The organism is Enterococcus sp. LJL51, from assembly GCF_054871795.1.
In genome coordinates, this window is sequence record NZ_JBTXLW010000012.1 from 37472 (window position 1) to 56136 (window position 18665).

Annotated in this window: 11 protein-coding genes; 9 read left to right on the forward strand and 2 right to left on the reverse strand. The window is 39.2% G+C overall.

Translation table 11 applies throughout. The features are described from left to right. Positions 1–31: 31 nt before the first annotated feature. Positions 32–919 (forward strand): LysR family transcriptional regulator, encoded by an 888-nt coding sequence (locus ACYSNQ_RS11760; protein WP_426083560.1) that lies wholly within the window; start codon positions 32–34, stop codon positions 917–919. A gap of 57 nt (positions 920–976) precedes the next feature. Here ACYSNQ_RS11760 and treP read toward each other — a convergent pair whose 3' ends face one another. Further along, the gene (treP, locus tag ACYSNQ_RS11765; protein ID WP_426083562.1) at positions 977–2959 is read right to left on the reverse strand and encodes a PTS system trehalose-specific EIIBC component; all 1983 of its coding nucleotides are present in this window, start codon (positions 2957–2959) and stop codon (positions 977–979) included. Between the two features lie 285 nt (positions 2960–3244). Between treP and ACYSNQ_RS11770 the strand changes: the two genes are divergently transcribed. The 4 genes from ACYSNQ_RS11770 to treR all read left to right on the forward strand — a co-directional run bounded on the left by ACYSNQ_RS11770 (position 3245) and on the right by treR (position 9369). Continuing rightward, a complete protein-coding gene (locus ACYSNQ_RS11770) occupies positions 3245–5956 on the forward strand; it encodes a glycoside hydrolase family 65 protein (protein WP_426083564.1) in 2712 nt (903 codons plus the stop codon). Next, positions 5956–6606 carry a beta-phosphoglucomutase gene (pgmB, locus tag ACYSNQ_RS11775; protein ID WP_426083566.1) on the forward strand — a complete coding sequence of 217 codons (651 nt, stop codon included), beginning with the start codon at positions 5956–5958 and terminating at the stop codon, positions 6604–6606. The genes ACYSNQ_RS11770 and pgmB overlap by 1 nt, the downstream gene beginning before the upstream one ends. 147 nt (positions 6607–6753) lie before the next feature. Continuing rightward, complete coding sequence (locus ACYSNQ_RS11780) at positions 6754–8553, forward strand: penicillin-binding transpeptidase domain-containing protein (protein ID WP_426083568.1); 1800 nt, start codon at positions 6754–6756, stop codon at positions 8551–8553. A 102-nt stretch (positions 8554–8655) separates the two neighbouring features. Continuing rightward, positions 8656–9369, forward strand: a complete 714-nt coding sequence (treR, locus tag ACYSNQ_RS11785) for a trehalose operon repressor (protein WP_426083570.1) — start codon at positions 8656–8658, stop codon at positions 9367–9369. A 228-nt stretch (positions 9370–9597) separates the two neighbouring features. Here treR and ACYSNQ_RS11790 read toward each other — a convergent pair whose 3' ends face one another. Continuing rightward, positions 9598–11031 (reverse strand): helix-turn-helix domain-containing protein, encoded by a 1434-nt coding sequence (locus ACYSNQ_RS11790; protein ID WP_426083572.1) that lies wholly within the window; start codon positions 11029–11031, stop codon positions 9598–9600. 531 nt (positions 11032–11562) lie between these two features. Between ACYSNQ_RS11790 and ACYSNQ_RS11795 the strand changes: the two genes are divergently transcribed. From ACYSNQ_RS11795 to ACYSNQ_RS11810, 4 genes are all read left to right on the forward strand, one after another. Further along, the gene (locus tag ACYSNQ_RS11795) at positions 11563–12654 is read left to right on the forward strand and encodes a tyrosine-type recombinase/integrase (protein WP_426083574.1); all 1092 of its coding nucleotides are present in this window, start codon (positions 11563–11565) and stop codon (positions 12652–12654) included. A 305-nt stretch (positions 12655–12959) separates the two neighbouring features. Then, entirely contained in the window at positions 12960–13658 is a 699-nt protein-coding gene (locus tag ACYSNQ_RS11800) for a winged helix-turn-helix domain-containing protein (RefSeq protein ID WP_426083576.1), read from the forward strand. Between the two features lie 220 nt (positions 13659–13878). After that, positions 13879–18276 carry a pectate lyase-like adhesive domain-containing protein gene (locus tag ACYSNQ_RS11805; RefSeq protein ID WP_426083578.1) on the forward strand — a complete coding sequence of 1466 codons (4398 nt, stop codon included), beginning with the start codon at positions 13879–13881 and terminating at the stop codon, positions 18274–18276. A gap of 19 nt (positions 18277–18295) precedes the next feature. Beyond that, entirely contained in the window at positions 18296–18664 is a 369-nt protein-coding gene (locus ACYSNQ_RS11810; RefSeq protein ID WP_426083580.1) for an LPXTG cell wall anchor domain-containing protein, read from the forward strand. Position 18665 lies beyond the last annotated feature (1 nt).

Below are 18665 nucleotides of genomic sequence, written 5' to 3' on the forward strand. Positions count from 1 at the left end.
TTTATTCATGTTTTAAAAAGGAGCTGATCGTATGAATTTAAGAAAGTATCTTATTTTTCAGGAAGTAGCTAAGACTGAAAATTTTACTAAAGCTGCCGGCAATTTATTTATTACTCAGTCGGCGGTTTCTCATGCAGTGAAGGAATTGGAAGAACAGGCTGGGACACAGCTATTTGAACGGCTTCATAAGAGTGTGAGGCTGACTAGTGCGGGCGAACTGCTGCTAAGTGAGGTTCTGCCGGTTTTAGAAGAATATAAAAAGCTTGAGCGACGGGTGCAGACTATTGAAAAAGAGGCTCCGATTCAGATTGCTTCGTGTATTACGATTGCCCAAATATGGCTGCCGGCAATTATTCAAGACTTTCAAAGAAAGTATCCTAAAACTCCGGTAAAAGTCATGGTTAACAGTGCGGAAAAATCACTAGCGCTATTAAAGCAGGGGAAAGCAGATATCGCTTTTTTAGAAGGAGATGTGTTGGAGCCGAATATTCTGACCAAGAAATTTGCTTCTTATGACATCTGGGCAGTGCGGGCGCCTGATGGTCAAAAAGTACGCAGCATGACTATAAAACAATTGCTGGAAGAGAAACTGTTGTTGAGAGAGCGGGGAAGTGCTGTCAGAGAGATATTAGAATCAACAGTTACTCTAGCCGGCTATCAAGTAATTCCACAGTGGACAAGCGTGGATTCTCAGACATTGATTGAAGCCGCCAAAGCTGGTTTGGGCATTAGTATTCTGCCAAAGGTTTTAGTAGAGTCAGAGCTTGCTGCTGGCAGACTGGAACAAATTAAACTATCTGACGTACACTTAACAAACGATTTAACAGTTGCCTTGAATAAAAATAAGTATCGAAACCAAGCACTGCAGTATTTGTGGACGATAGCTAGTCAGTCAGAAAAGCATAAATCACTTTTATAGATGAAAATAATAACAGCCCTGAAAGCGGAAGGCTTTCAGGGCTGTTGTTTGATTACTTTACTTTAGCTTAACTGTACCAATTTCTGAACCTTCAGAAGCCGTACCAGTTTTACTTAGTGTGACGGTGTTAACGACTTCCATATTTGTGACAGCAACAATAATATCTGTTTCTTTTCCTGCTGCTTTGATTTGATCGAAATCAACATCTGCCAACAGCGTTTGTGGTGTCACCTGCTGATCAACAGCAACTTTAACTGTAAATGGTGCGCCATTTAACTCTACAGTATCCAAACCGATATGAACCAAGACCTCTAATCCAGTATCAGTTAAAATACCAATCGCATGTTTTGTATCAAAGATATTTGTAATTTTTCCGTTGACTGGAGAATACACTTTTCCATTAACTGGCTTGACTGCGAAACCGTCACCCATCATTTTCTGAGAAAATACCGGATCATTAACCGCAGTGATTGGAAGGACCTCTCCTTGTGCTGGTGCAAATAGAGCTTCTGCTTTTGCAGCTGTTGAAGCAGTAGTTTCTGTAGTTGTTCCAGCAAAGCTTTGAGGAACGTTTCCAGCCATCGCCATTTCATCGGCATAAAGCTCGCCAGTTGCTTCGTCTACTGGATCAACTTTATTGAAGATACCCTGACGACGGAAGACAACTGTTAGAACAAACGGGATGACGATTGCCATCAGCATTGCTGCTGCAAATGCCAGCCAGTCCTGTGCTCGAATAGCTAAAATACCCGGCAGTCCGCCGACGCCAATTGCATTTGCTCGTACACCCATTAATGTTGCAAACATACCAGCTAAGCCGGAACCAATCATCGCGGCAACAAATGGGTAGACATATTTTAGGTTAATACCAAACATTGCTGGTTCTGTGACTCCAAGATAACAAGAGATCATAGAAGGAATAGAGACCTGTTCTTCTTTTTTATTGCCGCGGTGCAGGAAGATAATTCCCAAAACGGCAGATCCTTGTGCGATATTAGAAAGAGCAATCATCGGCCATAGATTTGTAGATTGAAAATCTGCAATCAGCTGAGTATCGATTGCGTTGGTCATATGATGAAGACCAGTTATAACCAATGGTGCATATAGGAAGCCGAAGACCGCGCCAAACAGCCAGTTTAGGGCAGAAGTCAGACCTGTATTCACAATATTGGAGATAAAATTACCAATGGTCCAGCCAATAGGGCCTAAAATGACATGAGCGGCAAAAATAGTAGGCAACAGAGCGAAAAACGGTACAAAAATCATTGAGATTGCCTGTGGTATGTGCTTACGGAAGAATATCTCTAGATAAGCCAGCATGAATCCGGCCAGCATAGCTGGAATAACTTGAGCCTGATAACCAATCATGTCTATTTGTGCAAAACCAAAATCCCAAAACTTGGTACCATGATTTGCTAAATCATAAGCATTGATTAGCTGAGGAGAGACAAGCGTTATCCCTAATACAATTCCCAAAATCTGTGTGGTTCCCATTTTTTTCGAGATACTCCACGTGATGCCGACTGGCAGGAAGTGGAAAATTGCTTCACCTGGCAGCCATAAGAAATGATTGACTCCACTCCAGAATTGAGAAACTTCGACGATGGTTTTGCCATCCAGGAAGCCCATCCCAATACCTTCCAATACGTTTCTAAAGCCTAAGATAAGTCCGCCGACAATAATTGCTGGAATAATCGGTGTGAAAATCTCTGCTAAAACTCCAATTGCCCGCTGGACAGGATTCAGATTTTGTTTTGCAGCTGCTTTCCCCTGTTCTTTAGAAACACCGTCAATCCCTGAAACTGCTGAAAAATCGTTAAAGAATAATGGCACATCGTTTCCGATAATGACTTGAAATTGACCGGCATTTGTAAACATACCCTTTACACTTGGAATGTCTTCAATTGCTTTTTCATCCGCTAAAGACGGATCGTTTAGTACAAAACGCATACGGGTGGCACAATGACTGACAGCTGCGACATTTTCTTTCCCGCCGATATCCTTTAACAGCTGTTCTGCATCTGCTTTGTATTTACCCATCAGAAAAACTCCTTTCGTAACTTGTATAAGCAAGTTGTTTATTTCGCTTTAATCATAACTGCTTAGAAATAAAAATGCAAGCGTTTTACAGCAAAAAAATTATTTAATCGTATTTTTTTATTAAATAACTTTTGATGACTATACACTTTATTGATAGTAAGTATTTCAATCTTTATTATCATGTTTGTTAAAGAATTTCCACTATTTCTACTAACATAAAAAAACGAAAGACTTCAGAAATATTCCGTATGATAACGCTTGAAAAAAAAGATGGAGGGTTGTATAATGTTTTTGAACATGTATAGACAAGTGGAGGGGTGGCGCATAATGTATATAGAAATTTTTGAAGGAACCAATCAATTGACTGTGAAAGCTGCTGATAGTCAATATACGTTCCCGCATGTATTTACAGAGGAAACGGTTCACAGTATAAGGGAGCATTTAGAAGGTGAATGTTTTGAAGGTGTTATCATTTACTTAGAAAAAGAGACTGTTTCAAAAGAACTACAAAAAGCTGACAATTTTCGGCTTTTACTGGAAGAAAGCTTGAATATACCTGCGGTCTTTGCTCATCAGTCTAACGGGTCTTTCGAATCAGCATTGGCAGAAGAACGGAAATCCTGCAGCTGGAACCTCGTTTACTATAGCTATAAAGAAGGTAAAGACGAATATGCAGCGGAATCTTTGCTGACTACGGGAAATGGATTTATCGGTTTAAGAGGAACTTCTCCGGAAATGTGTATTACAGAAGATACCTATCCAGCAACTTATTTAGCTGGACTTTATAATACAGCGACCTCAATTGTTGAAGGACAGGAAATAAAGAACGAGGATTTTGTCAATGCACCAAATCTTCAATATATCTCTTTAGAAATCGATGGAGAACTACTGACTTGGTCAAAGGAGACGGTTAAGTTCTTCAAGCGAACACTGAATATGTATACGGGGTTATTCGAAGCTGTCAGTATCTTGGAAACGCAGACAGGTAAACAAGTTAAAATAAGAGCTAAGCGTATAGTCAGCATGGCAAATATGCATGAGTATAGTCTGCATTATGAAGTAACGCCGTTAAACTTTAGCGGACAGGTTAAATTTGTAACAGAAGCCGACGGAACAGTTTTTAATTATAATGTTGCTCGCTACCGGAGCCTAACCAAGGAGCATTTACAGGTGCTGGATACAGTTGTGGAGGGACAGAAAAGTCTGTTAACAGCTAAAACACTGGATTCAGGAATGACAATTGTACAGGAAGCCTGTTTGTTTAGTCCAGAACTGAATTTGGCTCAAATTGAATCCGAACGGACGTCTGAAAAGGTTATTCAGACAGTTGCAGCTGAACTGCAGGAAGGACACCGCTATACACTGGAGAAGAGTGTAGCAGTACATTTATATCGGGCTGATGAACTGCAGAAGTCACATTCTCTCACCACTTTTGAAATTCCAGCGTTTAAGGAAATGTATGCAGCGTCTTCAGCGGTTTGGAAGACTTACTGGGAGGAAGCAGCAATCATGGTCGACGGAGATATGATGTCGGAAAAGATGCTTCATTTGCATACCTATCATATGCTGGTATCTGGTTCGCCAACAGCTAATCCTTCTCTGGATGTTTCTATAACAGCCCGCGGACTTCATGGGGAAGCCTATCGGGGACATATCTTCTGGGATGAGCTGTTCATTTTGCCATTCTATATTATCCATTTTCCTGAAACAGCCCGTCAGCTGTTGATGTACCGTTATCAGCGGCTGGCTGCGGCCAAAGCCGGGGCAGCGAAAGCCGGCTATCAAGGAGCTATGTTCCCTTGGCAGTCTGGTCTGGATGGAACAGAGCAATCTCAGGAGCTTCACTTGAATCCGATTAGCGGGGAGTGGGGAGAGGACCATAGTAGTTTGCAGCGGCATGTATCATTGGCAGTTGCTTATAATGTTTGGCTGTATAATAATAATACAGAGGATCAGGAATTTATGATTCAATACGGTATTGAATTGTTAATGGAAATTGCCCGCTTTTGGCTGAGTGCAGCTGAATACAACGAAACCAATGGACGTTATTCGATTAGCGGTGTGATGGGACCAGATGAGTTTCACGAAGCATATCCTAACAGTACGCATGGCGGTTTAACCGATAATGCGTATACCAATATGATGATAGTCTGGTTATTTGAAGAGATTGAAAAGCTGTATATTGACTATCCAGCTGAGGCAATTGAAACGGTGCAGAAAAAAGTCGGGATTACTCGTGAAGACTTGGCTCAGATGAATCAAATTCGTCAAGAACTACACCTTGAAATTGATGAAGACGGGATTATCGCCCAATATGCTGGATACTTTGATTTGAAAGAAGTAGACTGGGATTACTATAAAGAAAAGTATGGCAATATCTATCGAATGGACCGAATCCTTAGTGCAGAAGGTCACTCAGCAGATGAATATAAGGTAGCCAAGCAAGCAGACAGCTTGATGATATTTTATAATTTCCGCAAAGATACAGTGGATCGGATTTTGACCGATTTGGGTTATCAGCTGCCGACAGATTACGTGGATAAGAATTTGAACTATTATTTAGCTAGAACCTCTCATGGCTCTACTCTGTCGCGGATTGTTCATTCTCAACTGGCTTCCATCGTCGGGGATCGAGAACTTGCCTGGCAGATGTATCAGGAAGCACTTTATTCTGATTATCAGGATATACAAGGCGGGACAACTGCTGAGGGGATTCATGCAGGAGTAATGGCAGCTACATTATTCATCACACTGACCACGTTTGGGGGAATCGATATCCGCCAAAAGGAGGTTGAAATTAATCCACATTTACCAGAACAATGGGAGAATATTTATTTCCGTTTAAATATCCGTGGTGTTCATTACAAGGTTAAAATCAGTAAGAGAGCTGTTCAGGTTGAGGCAGATCAGGATGCACTGTTAACAATAGCCGGTAGAGAAATTGCTTTGCAGAAAAATAAAGTACAGGAAGTCTTTTATGAAGGGATCAACGTGTGATGAGAAAAGGATTTATTTTTGATTTAGATGGTGTAATTACAGATACAGCAAAATATCACTATATTGCTTGGAAAGAGCTGTCAGCTTCTTTAGGAATAACTATTGATTTAGCTTTTAATGAGCAGCTGAAAGGGATCAGCCGTATGGACTCACTAGATAGAATTCTGGCATATGGCGGCAAAGCAAAAGAGTTCTCTGCTGAAGAAAAGGAAGAGTTAGCGAAAAAGAAAAATGACCACTATGTTCAGTTGCTGGCATCTTTAACACCAGCGGACTTACTTCCCGGCGTGAGTGAGTTCATGGCCCAAGCGAAGGACAAACAAATCCCTTGTGCACTGGCTTCAGCTTCAAAAAATGCACCGGTCATCTTAGAAAAATTGGGTGTTATCGCTGATTTTGTTGCTATTGTTGATCCGGACAGCCTAGACAAAGGAAAGCCGGATCCGGAAATTTTTCTGAAGGCTGCTGAGGCACTGCAGATTACACCACAGGAAGCTGTTGGCTTTGAAGATGCACAAGCTGGAATTGATGCCGTCAAGGCTGCAGGGATGTATGCAGTAGGCGTCATTGAAAAGGAGAAGCTGATTGGTGCAGATGAGCAGGTACACAGACTGGACGAATTGGACATTGAACAGCTGCTGAAAAGATAATTAAACAGTCACCCTTTTCTGTAAAGATATCTCAGAAGAGGGTGACTTTTTATTTTCAGAGTGCCAAGGGATCATTTTTTTATGCTAAAATGGGAGATAATCAAAAAGGTGAAATAATGAAGTAATAAAAAAGTTGGAGGTGTTGGTATGAAATTGAAAAATCAGTATAGTCCGCAGAAAAATAGAAAAAGAGTTGGGATTATTCTATTATTTACAACATTGCTGGTTTTTGTAGTATTTGCAGTTAGGCTATCTGTTATTATAGGAAGCGGCAAGGTTGCAGGAGTATCCTTAAAAGAAAAAACCAATGATTTATATAATGGTATGGACACGGTTCGGGCAAGTAGGGGCAGTATTTTAGACCGCACGGGCAATATTTTGGCGGAGGATTCAGTCTCCTTTTCTTTGTATGCGGTTTTAGACGAAGAATATGTACAGGTAGATGGTACAAAATTATACGTACAGGAAAAGCACAGACAGTCAATTGCAGATATACTCCATCGCCACGTCGGCATCGAAAAGGATTTGATTATAAAGCAGCTGACCCCTCAAAAAAATGAAGCGGGTGAAGCAATTACGACTGTGGAGTTCGGTAAAAAAGGAAAAGGACTCAGCTTTGAAGTAAAGCGGAAGGTTGAGGATGAACTGAAAAAAGGAAAGATTTCTGGTATTTACTTTAGAGAAAGTAAAAAACGTTTGTATCTGAATGGTGAATTTGCCTCTTACTTTTTAGGCTATACGAATATAGTAGATGAAGAAGAGATAGGTGTCATGGGGATCGAAGCAGCCTATGATGAGATACTGAAGGGGACGGAAGGCTCCATCACCTATGAAAAAGATAAAAATCAAAAGAGTGTTCCAGGAACGGAGCAGGTCATTGAACCTGCTCAGAACGGCGCTCAGATTGTGACAACACTAGATAGCGTGCTGCAGATTAATCTGGAAGAGCTGCTGCGGGAAACAGCTGAGAAGTATAAGCCTCAGCTAATCACGGCCAGCTTAATGGAGGCGGAAACCGGCAAACTGTTGGCATTGTCCCAGCGTCCTACCTTTGAGCCGGAAACACTGAAAGGGTTGGATGAGGAGGATGCCGTCTGGCTCAATCTATTAACCGAGGATGTTTATGAACCCGGTTCAACGATGAAGCCATTCACAGTTGCAGCAGCAATGTCAGAAGGTGTCTTTGAGGAGAATGAACAATTTCTTTCTGGAAGCCTAGAGTTCTATGACAGTGTAATCAATGATTGGAATAACGGTGAAGGGAAAGGCGCCATGACTTTTCGTCAGGCGATTGCCTGGTCAAGTAATGTGGGCATGGTCAATCTCCATGAACGAATGCCGGAAAAATGGCAGGAATACATTAAGGCCTTTGGTTTTTTAGAGCCAACCGGCATTGGCATATCTAATGAGCTTCCAGGTACGATTCAAAATGAAACAACAGTTGACCGGGCGATGACTTCTTACGGTCAGGCAATTTCAGTCACCCATTTGCAGATGCAGCAGGCGTATACCGCAGTAGCAAATGAAGGAAACATGATGAAGCCGTATCTGATTGATAAGATTATTTATCCAGACGGCAGCGAAAAAATCACTGAGCCGGAAAAAGTAGGCACCCCGATTTCAAAAGAGGTTGCCGGCAGAGTGCTGGAATACATGGGAGATGTAGTAAACGATCCAGAGTACGGGACAGGAAAACAATATGCCATCGATGGCATAAATGTTGCCGCTAAAACCGGTACAGCTGAGTTTTTTGAAGATGGTGCGTATAATAAGCAGAAGTATCTCCATTCAGTGGTACAGATTGTTCCGAGAGAAGACCCTAAATACATTTTCTACATGACGATTAAAGCGCCGAATCTAGATGGTACAACCGCAAATGATATCATTTCAAGTGTCTCCAACCATATGTTGACACGGGCAATGACAATTAGAGAAAAGACTGAATAAGGTTTTGGTATTAGTACAGCATACTAGAATAACCCAAATCAGTCTGTAGACTACTTAAAGAAGAACTTACAATAATTACCCTATGGAAGTAGGAGGATCATGATGAATAAGTTTAATGAGATTTTTTTGGATCTGGAAAAGAAAATACTAGCTAATGAATATCCTGCGCATACCCTGTTGCCTAGCGAGAATCAGCTAATACAGATTTACGGTGTTTCAAGAGAAACGATTCGTAAAGCACTGAGCCTGCTGCTGAATGCCGGCTACATTCAGAAGAAACAAGGGAAAGGCTCGATTGTTTTAGATATGAATCGTTTTGACTTTCCAATTGCTGGACTAACCAGCTATAAAGAACTTCAAGAAGCTCAGCGTATTCCCAGTGAAACCATTGTCCGAGTGCTGGAGGAGGTTCCTGTGACAGAAAAGCTGAATGAAAAAACTGGCTGGACAGTGGGGCAGCCAGCCTGGAAGCTTATTCGTCAACGTAAAATTGATGGAGAAATCGTTATTTTGGATAAGGACTATCTGTTGAAATCGGTGATACCGGAATTGCCTGAGGAGCGGGCGCAGGACTCAATCTATGACTACTTTGAAAATGACTTGCAGCTGGCCATCTCTTATGCACAAAAAGAGATTACTGTCGAACCGGTTACTCAAGAGATGCAGGAGCTGATGACGCTCCACGGTGACAGTCATGTCGTTGTTGTCCGCAGTCTGGTTTACTTGGAAGATACGAATTGCTTTGAATACACTGAGTCGATTCACCGGCTAGACAAGTTTCGTTTTATTGAATTTGCCCGACGTCGTAAAGGCTAAGAGAGAGACTGGTGTAAATGCGATAAAAAGCTGTTAGCCATGTGGCGGCAATACCCAATTGAATAACTTAATCAGATATATACCCAAAAATTATATCTACTAAAAAACACAGAAGCAGTTATAGGTTGACCGCTTCTGTGTTTTTTAGTTAGTAAAATATAAACCATCAAAAAATTAGCGACTGCCTCATCTTCTATGCCCGATGAGTATGAAATCTAACAACTGCCGCTATAATTGTTGGTAATAAAGTTCTTCAAGTAACTTTTTGATTTTATTTAATTCTAAAATATGAGGTCGGACCCCAATTCTAATAACTTTAACAGAAAAATCTAAATCAGTATGGTAGTCAGAAATAACTAACTGGATATCTTCAAAGAAATTATTGGTAATTTTAATAGGGACGGTACTGATAGATTCAATTAAGTTGCGTATGTAAAAATTATGACCTGGCTTATGTTTTGAAAGGATTGATACTTTCAACGGAGGTATTAATTGAGGCAATACGGATAAGAGTAGTTCGCCATACCAAACTTTGCTGGTTTGGTCATAGTCTTTTTCAAACCACTGACGAGTAGTTAGAAAATCTAAAAAGGCAGTAATTTTCTGTTTGAGCATAGATACAGGTCGATGTAAAAGCGCAATATTAATATCTCTAAAAAACCAGTGCATGTCTTCTTTATTAATATAATATTCAGTTGTTTGTTTGGCTAAAATCAAAAAAAATAAATAAGAAAATTGTTGGTTATTGAGGTTTAGACCAAAAAACTCAGAAAATAGATCAATCCAGGATACACAATTTTTTTCAATCAGGCTGAGATAATCGTCAGCATTACGGCTAAGAGCTGTGGCGGACAGAGTGTGGTAGTCGGAGGTAATAAGAAAGTAATAGCCAAAAAAGTTATACATTACCCGAAGTTCAATAGTTAAGATTGATTTAGTAAGACTAAATTCTTCAAAAAAAGTATGTAGGGATGCAGCATATTTCAGAGTAAATTGCTCATAAGAAACAGGAAATGTACTTATTTTATCAATCTCATCCTTTATTTTAACAAAGTGATTTCCTTTCAATCGATGATAAGTAATAAATAACCAAAGTTTTTCCGTGGAAAGAAAGACTGAATTATTCATCATCAACGATTCGCAATCAAAGTCAAGATAGTTAAATATATCAATAAGAAGATAGTAATAGAACAGGCGGATTTGACGTTCCTCTCCAATCAACTTCTCAGAGGTTTTCCAATTTATGGAGATGTTCATTTTTGCCAGTTCTTTTTTTAGAATCGGTAGCTTGCGGTAAAGAGTCAGCGGATTAATGTAATGCTCTTCGGAAAAACGTTCTATAGTAGTGAATTCACCCTTCAATAATTGAAGACTTAAAATAAATAGAACAGATCTCTGGGAATAAAAAGCTAATACCTTACACTCATCAAAATCACTTGAAAAGTAAACTGTTAATTGCCCGCCTGAAATAGAATATTCAGCATGACCGGATTTACTGTTTACAATGTCTTCAAAAAGTTCTTCCACTCGAGAAATGATACTACGTTTATCCATATGAATAGCTTGTGCCAGTTCTTTTAAAGAAATTTCTTCATGAGGTTCATAGGTAAATAAAGAGTGCAGCAATTTCAATTTTCTGCGGTCTTGTATATCTAATAGCATAACTAATCTCCCTAGTTTAAAATATCAGTGATTATAACCGTAAATAAAAAGAAAAACAAGTCTTTTTAGTGTAACATCAGTTATATTTAGTTATTATCAGTTTCTGTTTTATCTTTTACAAAAAATGTAAGTGAAAAAAATAACAAAAACTATCATACTAATTTCAGAAAAAGAAGTATAACAAATCAGGTTGATGTGTGGAATGAGGATGGAGAAGCGGCGTTTTTAAATAATAACTATATAGAAAATAAAAAAAGTTCTTGTTTTTTATACAAACAAGAACTGAATAGCAAAGCATCAAAAAAGCAATTATATCAAAAAAATGATTTTTTGATAGGTAAAATAATAGGAAACAGAGAAAAAATTCTAATTTTTTACTTCGAAAATCATTATACAACATTCTTTCGGAAAAGTTTTATCAATTTTTTTACAAAAAAAATAAAAAAATGAGAGAAAACAAATTTTTTTTATTTAGAATTTTTTTTTCGCCGTCAAAATCTCCGTCAATTATATAGGAAAGAAGGAAGAGTTATGAGTCGAAAAGGGGAGAACATTTATAAACGTAAAGATGGTCGCTGGGAAGGTCGATTTATTAAAGGAAGAAAAAATAATGGTCGTATATACTATGGGTATGTCTATGATTCGACTTATCGAGGAGTAAAAGAAAAATTACTTGAAAAGAAATTGCTCCTTCGCCAAACAGATCCGACTACTAAAGATTTTTGTGGGACTACAGGTGTATGGTTTGATTATTGGTTGGAAGAAATTGCTAAAAAAGAAATTAAACAAAGTACTTACAGCAGTTATAAAAGTAAAATTGAAAAGCATATCAAGCCTTTTTTAGGGAAAAAAAGACTTAATGAGCTAACTAGTATTGATTTAAACAATTTTGTAAAAGAAGTAGGCCGAAAAATCTCTTCAAGTTCTGTGCAGTCTGTCTTTCAAGTGGTGAAAACTGGACTATATGAAGCAGAAAAGCAAAGCCTTGTGAAAAGAGGGCTTCTTCAGTTTGTTTCATTACCAAAAATTCATAAAAAAAGAATTCGAACATTAACAACAGAAGATGAAAAAAAAATTCGTCATTTAGCAAACGAAGACGAAAAAGGTTTACCAATTTTACTAGCGTTGGAGACTGGTTTGCGCATTGGAGAGATAGCTGGTTTGAAATGGCAGGATATCAATTTCATTAGCAAAACTTTGGTTGTTAATAGGACCCGTCAAAGAATACAAAATTATGAAATGAATCAAACAATCATTATAGAGAATACGCCTAAAACTTTTCTGTCTCAAAGAGAAATTCCTTTGTCAGAAAAAATGGTAAAGCTTCTTAAAAAGAGGGCAGCAGTTAGTGCGGGTGACTATGTCATTTCAATTAATAATAAACCGACAGAACCTCGAACGATAACAAATTATTTTAAAAAAATAATGAAAAAAATAAATATGAGCTGGATGAATTTCCACTCTCTACGTCATTCCTTTGCTAGTAAATGTTTAGAAAAAGGTGTAAGTGCTGCTGTTATCGCAACTTTGTTAGGACATTCATCAGTAAAAACTACATTAGATATTTATGCGAACTCAAATAGAAACAATGAACGAAGAGCAATTGAACTAGTTTCTGAATAATTAGATAAAATTGAATTAGTTAAAAAAAGTTAGTTTTTGTAAGAAATATTATATAGACTAGCTTTTTTGTTGTGTCTTTTTTTGAATAGAAATAAAAAAATATAGGCAATCTATTGATTATCTTAAAAATATGTTTTTTTTTTAAGATATGAAAAAAATAATCCAAGATACATCGTCAAAATCGCCGTCAGCAAATGAAAAACTATAATTGCATTAAAGGTTTTTAAGAGAGTTTCTTGTTTGTATAAAAAACAAGAAACTGAAGCATTACGTTAATACCGACTTTTTATTTTGGAGGGATAGACATGTTTAACATAGGAGTAATTCCAGTTTCAGGTAGTATTCGCGACAATTACATAAATGCACTAAAAACCAACGAAACCCAAGTCATCGAAGTTCTCCCATCTGAAATTAATAAAAAAATGGAGCAGGTCGATGCAGTCATTATTAATGATGACACTCAGGAAAATGTTGCGCAAATTTGCAGTATTCTATTGGAGCTGAAAGCAGATAGGAATCCCTTGGTATGGGTTATGACAAAGGAACCAAATCCAGTTAACCGTCTGATTTTTTTGCAGCTGGGCGCAGACGGAAATTTGAATTCTCAAGTAGATCCAAATGAATTTAAACTGATTATTAATAATGCCATCAATCGTCAAGCGAATAATGTACCATCCAATCAATTAAAGAAAACGCCTGTTGTTGAAAAGCAAAGTAGCTTCGAACTGATAGATCAGAATGTTAGTGTCGTCATCGACAACGAACGGGAAATACCATTAACCAAATTAGAATACCAACTTTTAAAAATTTTGTATAGTAAACCAAATGTGGCTTTCACCTATGAAGAGTTGTTTAAGAGGCTTTGGAAAAAGCCGGATAAAAATTATAAGTTCAGAGTATCAAATCTGGTTTTCCATTTAAGAAAAAAAATGGAGAATAATCCTGATCAGCCCCAGTTCATTATTACAGTGCGGTCAAAAGGCTACTTTCTTAATTTGACTTAGTCTGAGCTTCGGTGGTGTGAGAATTTTTCTACTATATCCAATAGTAGAAATAAAATTTGGATAGCTTACATTGACTAACAAGTATAACAAAATCTAGTAAATTAGGTTTCATTTTTTCATCAGTCACTCTAGTAGTAGAGATGAAGGATTGAAAAATTGAAATATAGTGTGTTTTCAAAGACACACAACTATCTATATAAGGGAGGAGTTGAGAAAAATAATGAAAATCGGAAAAAAAAGTTATCTTATAGGGATAGTATCAGTAGGATTACTGCTAACAGCTTTTTGGAGTATTTCTGAACCAATCAAGGCAAACGAGGAGACGAATACTTCTTCCACGATGAGCTCTGAGGAGGCTTCTGTAGAAAGTGAGACTTCTGAAGAATCAGTTGAACTGGAACCATTGGAGTCGCCAATTCAGACACTAGATGCAGTTGCGCCAATGGCTGCGGCAGGATGGGGGACAGAAGCTGCAGCGACAAATGTTGTTGAGGTTAGTACTTGGGATGAACTGAATAAAGCCATTATGAACACCTATACAGGAGCAGAGGCTTACAAAAATGATGCGGATTATATCAAAATAACTGCGGATATCGAAAATCCTGGGAACCTTGGTACAGGTGATACGAGAAGGAATGCACCAGCGACTCGTGTGGATTATGTTATTGATGGACAAAATCATATCGTTGATTTCAATACAGTTAGATATACATGGGCAGCAAGTACATCTAGAGATAGAAACATCTATATCAAAGATATTAAGATGTATGGACAAAGTGCCTATGGACCATTTGCGATTGGTGATACATCAACAATTACTTCAACAATTACTTATGACAATGTGTATTACAGAGGGTCTCAGTTGAGTGCTTCATGGCAGGCTACAATGTACTTTAAAGGTACCAACGAATTTCATTCAGTGAACTCTTATGAGGCGCCATTGAATCCTGGAACTACTAAAAATACTTGGGCGAATCAGTCTGGATTAGAAGCTTTCCGCGCTATCTATGAAGAAGGCAGCAACACCACAGTTACTGTACAAAACGGTAACGGCTTTATTTTGGCAAGTTACCTTGGAAACACAGGGTCAACAAGTGGTCAGCTAGGATATGCTCAAGTAAAAAAAGGTGCAGTATTGGATATTACCACAAATGGAAATAGCGGAGAAGCTGTTTCAACGGGTGATAATGCAATGGGTCTTTATAAAGGAAGTCTAACTTTGGAAGAAGATGCCAAAGTAAAGGTTACTACTGGAGACGGAACGACTCGTGGCGGTGTGTGGCTTCGTTCGGATACGTCCATCTCTATTGCCGACCGTGCAGAGTTCAATATTGCGATTAATGGACCAATGGATGGTGAAAATGCCATTACATTGGGAAGTGACTCCAAGTTTAACGTTTCTGATGAAGGAAAGCTAACAATTGATTTGAAAAATCAGGGAACAAATACACGTGATGTTATCACAGCAGGTGCAGATAGTGAGTTTGTTGTTGGTAAGAAATCAACCTTCAATATTAAACTTCATGACGGTACTGGTGTGAGGAATCTAATTAATGTTGGCGCTCGGGGGATCTTCCGCTTCGCGGATGCCTACTCTATTGATTTGGATGCTCGTGCGAACACTAATGCTCATCTAATTAATATGACTAATCCTGGTCACTTTATTGCAGATGTTCAAAAGGTATCTGCTTGGGTGAAAACACCAGTAAGCGACGATCCATTTAAAATATGGAACCCGATTTACGGAGTAGATGTAACCTATAGTGGAAGAAATACTACAAATGTTCTTGGACAAAGTGTTACGACGCTAGTTACAAATGATTTCTTAGCAAACTACAGAACAACTGCGACAGGCACACCACATGCTGGGTTTTCAAGGGTACTTTATGAGTATATTCCGGATGTTATTATCGGTTTGAATCAACCAACAGATAATCCAGCGGAAACATCCAGCAAAGTTCTTTCGGGGGTTGTGAATCCCGATCCAGACTATATGAACGGAACAGCGATTTTGTTCTATCTGGTTGTGGATGAAAATGATCCGAGCAAGGATGTGCTGTTAACACCAGCAACAACAGATTCACCAATTGAAGGAGATTCAAGAAAGTTCCATACAATTGCTGATCCAACAACTGGTAGCTTTTCTTATACATTACCTGCAGGCGTTACTCTGGAAGCAGGTCAGAAAATTAAAGCTGTTGGTTGGTTAAACGGGAAAGAAGCATTTGATATCAAGACGGTTTTGGATACAACGCCACCTGCAGGAGATCCCCGGACTGTTCATTCAGCGGTGGGAGAAACAGCTCCAGCACCAAGTGAGTTTGTTCAAAATCCAACAGATACTAACCCTGTAACACCAAACTTTGGCTATGAATTTGCTGAAGAAAATACGCCAGCTCAGGTTGCTGCAATGATGGCAACTCAGGGAGAGTATGATGTGTATGTTTATCTTTTGGATGAAGCAGTAGATGCCACTGGCGCTCCTGCTCCAAACAAAACAAAGATTAAATCGAAGCTGATTGTTCATGAAACATTAAATGCACTTACAGCGAAAGATGTCGAAGCTAGCGCAACAATCTTGAATGGTATGACAGAAGCACAGCTTAAGGCATATATTATTCAAGAAAGTGAAGCAGCATCTTACAAGATTGTGGATGGGGTTCAAACGGATCTAACCGATAAAATTCAAGTAACAGATTTGGGTGGTTTAACAACCAGCTCAACGGGTGGTTCCTACAAAGTAACTCTAACTGTTACAGCAGCAGATTCTGGTTTGGCGACGGACTTAACGAAGGAAATCACAGTGACTTTCTTAGATGAGACAGCGCCAACAGGAACGGGAAAACTAACACTGGCGCCGAAAGGAAATGCTGCATATATTCGGGATGAAACAGACTTAACTAAATTCCTGCTTGACTGGAATGATGATGTAACACCGAAAGATCAAGTTACTGTGCGTTTTGCAGATAACACTGATTTTGATGCCATTGTTGCTAATACTGGTGATAGCGAGTTCTTCGTTATTCTTACCGACTTGGCTGGCAATGACAGTGCACCAATCAGAGTGCCGGTTTATGTAGTGGATAGTATGCCTAATGGTTCAGTAGCAGTCGAGGGTAACGACTTTAGAGTTGATTATTCAGATTGGACGACGAATACGGCAACTGCGGATACCTTGAGAGCTTATGTGATTGCCCAAGGGAATGTTCGAGCCTGGGAAGTTATTAACAATGCTTTGGAAAATGTCACAGATGACAAGGCTAAATTGACTATTGATGCTTCTGCTGTAGGAACAGATGAAGAGCAAGCCTATCCGATTGTATTGACTGTCACGTCAAATGGTGATACAGCAACCCATACTATTTACGTAACGTTCAATGATAAGACCAAACCGACTGGAACAGGTAAATTTACAATTATTGATTTAGGTGACAAAGCTGCAATTGAAAATGCCGCTGATTACAAAGCATTCTTAAATGCATACTCAGATAACATTTCAGCGAACGATAAGATTACGGCTTCTTTGAAACCTGGGCAGGATATTGCAAATATTGTATCTAAACAAGGCAATGCATCATTTATTGTCAACCTGACAGATGAAGCCGGAAATGTTGGAGAAGTGGTTGTTCCAATCTTTGTGAAGGATAAAGCTGTTTCAAGTGATAAATATATTTTGGATGGTTCAGACTTCGCCGTAGCAGCGAAGGATTACCCAACCAGTGATGCGGATATTTTAACGATGATTCGTGATAAAGGAAAGCTGGAGCTTTGGGAATTTGATGCTACATCAAATACTAAACTTGATCCAACATTAATTTCCATCGATAAAGGTACATTGCCTGGACCGGCAACTGGCGGCGGTGTTGTACCAGATGGCGCCTATAAAGTAACTCTTTCGTATGGAAGTGGTACTTCGAAGGTTGAAAAAGAAATTACAGTTACAATCAATAAGAGTATTTCTACAGTAAATGTGGAATTTATCGATGACAAAGGTCAAAAGCTCCGTGATCCAATTGCTGTCAGCGGTAATATTGGCGGTACAGTTGATTTGACTACGAATACAGCTGTTCAAGATGTGATAACTGCATTACTTGGAGAGAATTATCAAGTGAAGACAAGCCCATCTCCAGAAGATGCCATTCCGGTAACGGAAAATGCGTCAACTGTTCAGTATGTATTTAACGGTACTTTATTCATCTATTCTTATCCGACATCAATCGATTTCGGTACAAGAAATGCGGGAATCTTTGGTGTTCGTGTGGATAATCCAAGCTTTGATGACAAACTCGTTGTTTGGGATAACCGAACAACACCAACTAGCTGGACTCTAAAAGCACGGTTAGATGATTATCTGACAAGCGGCAGCGGTACAGGCACAAAAGTCTTACCAGATGCTATTCGCTATCGAGTTGGTGACGGGAAAGACAGTGAAATTATCTTGAACGATACGGATCAAGATATTACGGTGGACACCCATTCAACACCAGGTCAATATGATGTCAGTGAAAAATGGGCGACAGGCGAACGCGGCTTCAAGCTGGATGTTCCTGCCGGAGCTGTTCGTGAGCTAGGCGAATACAAAGCAACCATCGTCTGGACATTAGGAGAAACGAAATAACGCAATGGAGGAAAGAAACATGAAACGATTTAAGCTATTCTCATCGCTCTTTATTTCTGTTGTCGTCATGGCGTTTATCTTTATGGGCAGACCAGCAATTAGCCTGGCAGCAGAAAACGGCGGTGCAGTACAAACGAACGGTGTTGTCTCTTTCTATGAAGAGACAACCGAACCAAGTAGTTCAACAGAACCCAGCACTACAACAGAGCCAACCACTACGCCAACAAAGCCTTCCGGCTCTAAGCCGGCTGGAAAATACCCTTCAACCGGTGAACTGGTGAAGAAAAGTTTAGGTATTAGCGGAGCGGCATTAGTACTGATTGCGCTAATTCTGTTCTACGTCAAACGGAGAAAAGAACAGGCATCTGGAGAAGGAAAGGGGTCTTAAC

Excerpts from the sequence above, each read along its gene's own strand:
- ACYSNQ_RS11795 (WP_426083574.1), top strand. The coding sequence starts at position 11,563 with ATGAGTCGAAAAGGGGAGAACATTTATAAACGTAAAGATGGTCGCTGG.
- ACYSNQ_RS11800 (WP_426083576.1), top strand. The coding sequence starts at position 12,960 with ATGTTTAACATAGGAGTAATTCCAGTTTCAGGTAGTATTCGCGACAAT.
- ACYSNQ_RS11760 (WP_426083560.1), top strand. The coding sequence starts at position 32 with ATGAATTTAAGAAAGTATCTTATTTTTCAGGAAGTAGCTAAGACTGAA.
- ACYSNQ_RS11780 (WP_426083568.1), top strand. The coding sequence starts at position 6,754 with ATGAAATTGAAAAATCAGTATAGTCCGCAGAAAAATAGAAAAAGAGTT.
- ACYSNQ_RS11805 (WP_426083578.1), top strand. The coding sequence starts at position 13,879 with ATGAAAATCGGAAAAAAAAGTTATCTTATAGGGATAGTATCAGTAGGA.
- pgmB (WP_426083566.1), top strand. The coding sequence starts at position 5,956 with ATGAGAAAAGGATTTATTTTTGATTTAGATGGTGTAATTACAGATACA.
- treP (WP_426083562.1), bottom strand. The coding sequence starts at position 2,959 with ATGGGTAAATACAAAGCAGATGCAGAACAGCTGTTAAAGGATATCGGC.
- treR (WP_426083570.1), top strand. The coding sequence starts at position 8,656 with ATGAATAAGTTTAATGAGATTTTTTTGGATCTGGAAAAGAAAATACTA.
- ACYSNQ_RS11770 (WP_426083564.1), top strand. The coding sequence starts at position 3,245 with ATGTTTTTGAACATGTATAGACAAGTGGAGGGGTGGCGCATAATGTAT.
- ACYSNQ_RS11790 (WP_426083572.1), bottom strand. The coding sequence starts at position 11,031 with ATGCTATTAGATATACAAGACCGCAGAAAATTGAAATTGCTGCACTCT.
- ACYSNQ_RS11810 (WP_426083580.1), top strand. The coding sequence starts at position 18,296 with ATGAAACGATTTAAGCTATTCTCATCGCTCTTTATTTCTGTTGTCGTC.